Source organism: Bacillus cereus group sp. BfR-BA-01382 (assembly GCF_022663475.1).
GTDB classification, from domain to species: domain Bacteria; phylum Bacillota; class Bacilli; order Bacillales; family Bacillaceae_G; genus Bacillus_A; species Bacillus_A thuringiensis_S.
This window is the reverse complement of record NZ_JAKUFQ010000167.1, coordinates 1-7,146: the sequence shown is the minus strand read 5'-3', so window position 1 is coordinate 7,146 and position 7,146 is coordinate 1. Positions and strand designations below refer to the sequence as shown.

Here is a 7,146-nt window from a genome sequence, read left to right as displayed (position 1 = left end):
TGTTAAGAACCATATCCATAATCGCCGCTTGGCCATATAACTCAAATGCCTCTGCAATTTTTTGTTTCGCTTCCGCTTCTGCTAAACCTTTTAATCTGATAACATCTGCTTTTGCTTGACCTTGCGCTTTTTCGATTTCCGCCTTCGCTAAACCTTCTACACGAACTTCTTCTGCACGTGCTCTTGCTTCCGCTTCAATTTTATATTGATCTGCATCTGCTTTTTTCATTTGTTTTACTTTTTCCGCTTCTGCTGATTGTTCAACAGCATAGCGATCTGCATCTGCCTTTTTCTTTACTTCTGCATCATATTGCTTTTCACGACGCGCAATCTCTTTTTCTTCTAATTCAATTTGCTTTTCACGTTCAATGATTTTAACGCGCATTTGCTCTTCTGTAACACCTTGTTGCGCTTTTGCTTGTTGTAATTCATAGGAAAGATCTGCATCTGCGCGAGCTTGTTCTTGATCTCTCTTATAAGATTGTACTTTTAACTCTTTATGTTTTTCAGCTTCAGCGATTTGTGCATCACGTTGATACTCAGCTTCTTTTGCTTCTTTCTCAGCACGAGCTTTTTCAATTCGTGCCTCTTTTTCACGCTCTGCATTTGCAACTGTTGCATCACGCTTAACCATCGCAATTTGTGGCTGACCAAGTGCATCTAAGTAACCGTTCTTATCCATGATTTCTTTAATTGTAAAGGAAACGATGCGAAGTCCCATCTTCTTTAAATCTGTAGAAGCTACTTCATGTACCTTTTGAGCGAATTGCTCTCTATTACTATAGGCATCTTCTACTGTCATAGAAGATAAAATAGCACGTAGATGACCTTCTAAAACTTCTTTTGCTTCTATTTTCAACTCTTCTGTTTCTTTTCCTAAATATTGTTCAGCTGCTGTAGAAACTTCTTCAATGGTAGATCCTACTTTAATAATAGAAACACCATTTACTGTAATCGGTACACCTTGTTTCGTATACGTATCACGTGTTCCCACTTCTAATTTGTAGTTTAATAGACTTAAAGGCTCTGCTCTTTGCATAATCGGAACTACGAAAGTACCGCCACCACGAATAATCTTAATCTTCTTTCCATCATCAGTGGTAACTACATTTTTCCCGCCACCAAGCCAGTTTCCAGTAACAATTAATGCTTCATCTGGTCCAACTGTTCGATACTTTGTAATGAATACTAAAATGAGTAGAATTAAAATTGCGAGTAATACTCCACCGATAATTAATGGAATCGTCATGTAAATTCCCCCTTATAATTTTGGTTTCTTTAAAGAATAAGCGATGTTCTGTACAAGTAAAACACCATCTTGGACTCCCTCGATAATAACCTCTGTTCCTTGCGAAATATCTTTCTTTCCAACTGTTTTAGCTAGGATTGCATTGTTTCCAAATTGGGAGGAAATTAATACTTCACCAAACCCTTCTGTAGGAATAGTCGTAATGACCTCTCCTTTGCAACCGATGAATTCATCCATACGTTGCACCGTGTTTTGTTCTGCTTCTGCAATCGGTTTTAAAATTAGTATTTTCATGATAAATACACCGATAAAAGATATAGCAAATGCAGCCCCAAAAATAAGAATACTATTAAAGGAAAATAAATATTCTCCTATATAACTAAGTCCACATAACATGGCGAAAAAACTAAGTAATAAAGTAACAACGGATACAGATCCGCCTCCAAAACTAAATATGGATTCAAATATATCTCCAAAAAAGATATAAATTACAGTGAGTATAGTAGCAATAATAAATCCATATAAATAAATTGTTTCAAGTGGATAACCAAACAAAGCCATTTCTTATCCCCCTCTCTTAAACAATCCCTTTTTTGTTATGTGTATGCCCCACCTCTTTCAAAGATTATCGTTCTAAATTTTCAGTTATTTACCCTTTAAAGAAAAGCCTGTAAGACAGGCCTCTAAAAAAGAACAGGAGAAACCTATTGTGACAGGCTCCTCCTAGAAAATAACCGATATATTATATATCTATATAATATACTATTTTCCACAAAAAGTAAAGTTAAACATACATTGGAAAAGTACTTATTTTACTGACAATTCGTATGTTCCATCGCCATTATCATATTTATATACATACAAGTAATACTTACCTGGTTTTGCATTAAATTTTGCTTCTATATGATTCCCATTAGCTTGACCGTAAGCCGCATAATTTTGCATATCTGATTCATGGTGAAGTACCCATGTCATCCCAATTCCATACTCATTTAAAACAGAAATGTCGATATCTTTCGCTGATGCTACATTAAATGTATAAACATCAGTGTGGTCCCCGCCAATAAGATTACCTTTTATCGTACTATTTAGCCCGATACGATTTGCTTCCTCTGGACGATTATTTGGTTCTGATTCTGTTAAACTTCCATCTTTAATCGTAACAGTTGTTTCGCTTCTGCTCTCTTTTCCTTTATCATCTTTTACTCTTAACGATACTTTATAAGAACCTTCTCTTTCATATACATGTACTGGATTCACTTCTGCACTTGTGCTTCCATCTCCAAATTCCCATAAATAAGAAACAATTTTTCCATCTTCATCGTTTGAGCCATCACTTTTAAATTGAATTCCCTCTTTTACAACTCCATTATAAGGCCCGTTTACATTAACCGTCGGAGCTTTATTTTCTCCATCATCTTTTGCGATTCCATGGAAGACTACATCATATTCAAATTCATTTGAGCTATTCACACGATAATTGACGAAGTATGCTGTAACAGTTTTGTAGCCACTCCATTCTTTTTGCGCCAATTGTTCTAAAGATTCATTTACTCTTTTACTCATTGCTTTCCAATCTTCTGATTCACCTTTTGTGACACTACCTGTATACGTACCTTCTAATGTAAATGTATTAAAGAATTGAGAATTATGTTTTGTCATTTTTGTATCTTTCATAGGCAACGTATCACTAATTTCTTTCTTCACCGCTGTTAACGACTTCGTTGCATGTTCAGCTAAATAATCATCAGCTACTTCTGGTACAGTGTATGTATCTTGATTATTAATTAACTGCTGCATATACTCTTGATACTCTTTATTTAACTTAGGATCTTTACTTAGATTTTCACGATATGCATCATAATTTTTCACGTCATTCGCACGAATTAAATCTTGAATTTTATCAAATGTTTCAAACTGATGCGTATATAAGTAAGACTGCAATGCGAACGAGTAATTATAGAAATCCCAAGAACCGTATTTAGCAAATAGTGTGCGCTCTGCAGTATAACGGCTTGCAGGATCAGATGATAATCCGCTAATTATACTCTTTCTTGGTACAACGTTATTCGTACGAGTAGAGCCTGCGAAAAACTCTGCATTTCCTTCTTGGAACCAAGTTAACCTTTCATTTTGATACATATCTCCTCTTCCAAATAAACCAGGAACTTCATATCTCCCTTGCAGATAATGAGTAAATTCATGACGGAATAACTCTTCTAAACTATAAATACTTTGCTCTGGTGTACGCTCATATGTAAAGAATGTTCCTGTTTCTTCGATATAAATTCCACCGTTGTTTGTTTCATACCCATACAATTGTCTATTTAACTGATATTCATCTGGACTATTATAAATTACGATTGTTAACACATCATCCGCATTTCCTGGCTCTAATGCTTTGTCATTTCCAATTACACGGTGATACTGTGCCTTTACTTCCTTCGCAGCCCAATATAATCTCTTAATTTTTTCTTCTGATACTTTATCTCCTGTTTTGAACACAATTGATCCATCATCGAATGTATACGTTTTTGGTAAGTACTGCTCTTTTCCTTCTTTACGTATTTTCTCTAAATCTACTGTATTCCCGCTATAATCTTTACCATTATAATTTGTTGTAATTTGTTCTATCGCAACAAAATATGGTTCACTTAAGTGTGGGTACATATGCATTGCTTGTGTAACAACCTCTAATCCTTTATTCGGATTGCTATGAAATTTCCCTAAACGGCTTGCAAAATAAATACCATTATTAACGAGCCATTTATTTTCTGACGTTACTTCATTTAAAAGAGCAATACGATTTATTTCATTAATAAACCCATCTACTTTTCCATACCACATCGTTTCATTCGCTTCTTTACGGGCCTCAACTAAATACGACTGTATATCATAGTCAATCCCTTGCATAATATCGTATATTGCTTGTCCCTTCATTCGATCATTTACATAAGTAGTAAAATTATCATTGTATTGCTTTAAAATATTTGATGCGTATTGAACTGTTTCAACATCACTTGATGCATTACTAATTAATTTTCCGTATGCAGATACGACTGTATCTTGTTCATCTGTACCAAGCTTAAAGTTTGGATTTTTTGCGATTGCTTTTAAAGCAGGTAAACATTTATCCTGGAAGCTTCTTTCATTTAATTCACTTAATTCGTTATTATAAAATGCCAGATAAAAAGCGGAACGCAACACTTCAGTAAACGTTTGAATTCCTTTTGAATCATCTTTCGTAAATGTACTACCTCTATGAGCTAATTCATCTATAATGACTTGCATTTTTCCTTTATCTTTATAAAAGGCCTTTGTGTCTTCATTAAACTGGAATAAATCTGTAATTTGGTGCCACTTAATACTGCCTAATGTTTCAACTAATTCTTGATTATTCATTTTGTTTAAATCAGCCATTGAATAGCTTTCTTTAACTTGCTTTACTGCCGTTTTCTTCGTAATAGATGCTGGTCGCTGTGAAAAATCGCCTACTTTTAAACGTTCTTGAAATGATAAGGTTTCATCAACTTTTGAAACATGCCCAACTTCATCTACTGGCTTTTCAATTCCAACCGGTTTCGTTTTTAGCACATTATACGGTACTTTTTCTTCCGCTACTGCATGAGTTTGAAGTGCCCCTAACGATAAAGCCATTGTACTAATGCTAAGCATCACTTTATTGATCTTTGATTTCTTGTTCATATCCTTGCCCCCTATTTTAATATTCCATTCAAGAATTTAACATAAAATCTGGATGTAACAATATAAAATGCAATATTTCATATTATTTCTTCCTATAATTTGTACATATCGTGAACACCCTTTCCTTTATCTAACCTCCGCTGATTATGAACTTATAACAATCAAAATTCCCTTTTACAAATATTAAAAAGAGAATTTTTTGACATTTCACCCTTTAATTGTTATGGTTAATATAATTGTTAACTTTATTAAATAAAGGTGGGATTCTATGATAAAAAAAGAGAACAGTGTATTTTATATCTCCATCTTGCTTACAACCTTATTTATTATATGGGGTGTCATACCAGCAAGCTGGATACAAGGCCATGATTTACAAAGTATCACATCTTCTTTAAACTCATTTATCCTCAATAAATTTGGATGGTTTTACTCTCTACTTATGACCACAATGCTTGTTTTAGCTACTTATTTAGCCTTTTCAAAATACGGTTCTATTCGTCTTGGTAAAGATGGAGAAAGACCAAAATACAGCTATTCATCTTGGTTATCCATGTTGTTTGGAGCAGGAATGGGGATTGGACTCCTCTTCTATGGAATCGCTGAACCGATTTCACATTTTACAGATCCATTAACAGGAAAAGCAGGTACAGAGGAAAGCGCCAAACTCGCTATGCAATATTCATTTTTCCACTGGGGACTCTTTCCGTGGTCACTATACGCGATGGTTGCTTTAACAATTGCATATTTCACATTCCGCAAACAAAAAGGTAGCACAATTGGGGCTACAGTTACTCCATTATTTAATCGATCGAAAAATTCTCCTATCGGAAAAACAGTCGATATTTTGGCTGTTTTAGCCACAGTATTTGGCATTGTGCCATCTGTTGGGATTGGTGCTCAACAAATTGCCGGAGGATTAAGCTATTTATTCCCTTCTATTCATAACACTTTACTTACTCAGCTCGTACTTATAGCTATCTTCGCTGTTTTATATTTAACAAGTGCGCAAACTGGCTTAGATCGTGGGATTAAATATTTGAGTAACTTGAATTTCTCTCTCGCAGGTATTTTACTCGTCTCCTTTTTAATTTTAGGACCAACTGTATTTATTATGAAATATTTCACATCTACACTCGGTTCTTATATCGGCGCTTTACCTAGTATGGGATTAAATTTAGGAGCATTTAGTGAAAAATCTTCTTCTTGGATTGAAAACTGGACTATTTTCTATTGGGGATGGTGGATCTCTTGGTCTCCATTCGTCGGTACATTCATTGCTCGTATTTCTAAAGGGCGCACAATAAAAGAATTTATTATTGGAGTTGTATTAGTCCCAACTCTTATCTGTACATTTTGGTTTGCAGTATTTGGCGGTACCGCTATCCATATGGAAATGTTCCAATCGCTTGGGATAGCTGATGAAATCGCAAAAAATGGTACAGAGATTGGATTATTTGCTGTTATTTCGCACCTACCATTCTCTACATTTTTAACGGTTATCGGGTTAATTTTAGTAGCCACATTTTTCGTTACTTCTGCCGACTCGGCAACATTTGTTGTTTCAATGCAAACGAGTAACGGAAGCTTATCACCGAAAAATAGTTTAAAACTTATATGGGGATTAACAATCGCGATCATTGCAGCACTTTTATTACAAGCTGGAGGATTAAATGCACTACAAATTGCAGCTATAATCGCAGCACTACCATTTTCTATCGTAGTCGTTCTTATGGTTGCTTCGCTATTTAAAGAGCTGCGAAAGGAAGATGTTAATTCGCAAACGAAAGAAGTTCCGCAAAAAATAAAAAAGATTATGTAACAATTGGCACCTCAAATTACTTCTGAATCCGTGATGACTGAGAGAAAAAAGAAAATTAACAAACCCCATTCGTATGAAATATAATTTTCATACGAATGGGGTTTTACTCTATCTATTACACAAAAGACAAACATTAATTATATACAATAATAAGATTAAACGTTATTTATTTCTTAAATAACCTCTTTCTAAATACGAACATACTTAGTGCGGAAAGAACAAGTGTTATTCCAGAAAGTAAAGTCGATGTGCTAGCTTCACCGCCTGTTGATGGTAAAGATTTCTTTCCTTCCTCCGTCTTATTAACATGTTGTGTATTTAAAGTATCTGCTGTTCTGCCTTCGTTTTCAACAACCTGATTATTTCCTTTTGG

5 protein-coding genes are annotated in these 7,146 nt (G+C 34.7%); 1 reads left to right on the top strand and 4 read right to left on the bottom strand.

Annotation, left to right across the window (positions count from 1 at the left end; translation table 11 throughout):
• The 3 genes from MR160_RS32250 to colA all read right to left on the bottom strand — a co-directional run.
• Positions 1 to 1,249, bottom strand: a 1,249-nt coding sequence (locus MR160_RS32250; RefSeq protein ID WP_242299086.1) for a flotillin family protein, incomplete at its 3' end; no start/stop codon positions are given.
• Between the two features lie 12 nt (positions 1,250 to 1,261).
• Positions 1,262 to 1,810 carry an NfeD family protein gene (locus MR160_RS32245; protein ID WP_001173143.1) on the bottom strand — a complete coding sequence of 183 codons (549 nt, stop codon included), beginning with the start codon at positions 1,808 to 1,810 and terminating at the stop codon, positions 1,262 to 1,264.
• Positions 1,811 to 2,056: 246 nt separating this feature from the next.
• A complete protein-coding gene (colA, locus tag MR160_RS32240; protein WP_001036432.1) occupies positions 2,057 to 4,954 on the bottom strand; it encodes a collagenase ColA in 2,898 nt (965 codons plus the stop codon).
• A gap of 268 nt (positions 4,955 to 5,222) precedes the next feature.
• Between colA and opuD the strand changes: the two genes are divergently transcribed.
• Complete coding sequence (opuD, locus tag MR160_RS32235) at positions 5,223 to 6,773, top strand: glycine betaine transporter OpuD (RefSeq protein ID WP_000591601.1); 1,551 nt, start codon at positions 5,223 to 5,225, stop codon at positions 6,771 to 6,773.
• A 166-nt stretch (positions 6,774 to 6,939) separates the two neighbouring features.
• Here opuD and MR160_RS32230 read toward each other — a convergent pair.
• Positions 6,940 to 7,146 (bottom strand): LPXTG cell wall anchor domain-containing protein (locus MR160_RS32230; RefSeq protein WP_242299085.1); only part of this gene is annotated, 207 nt, incomplete at its 5' end.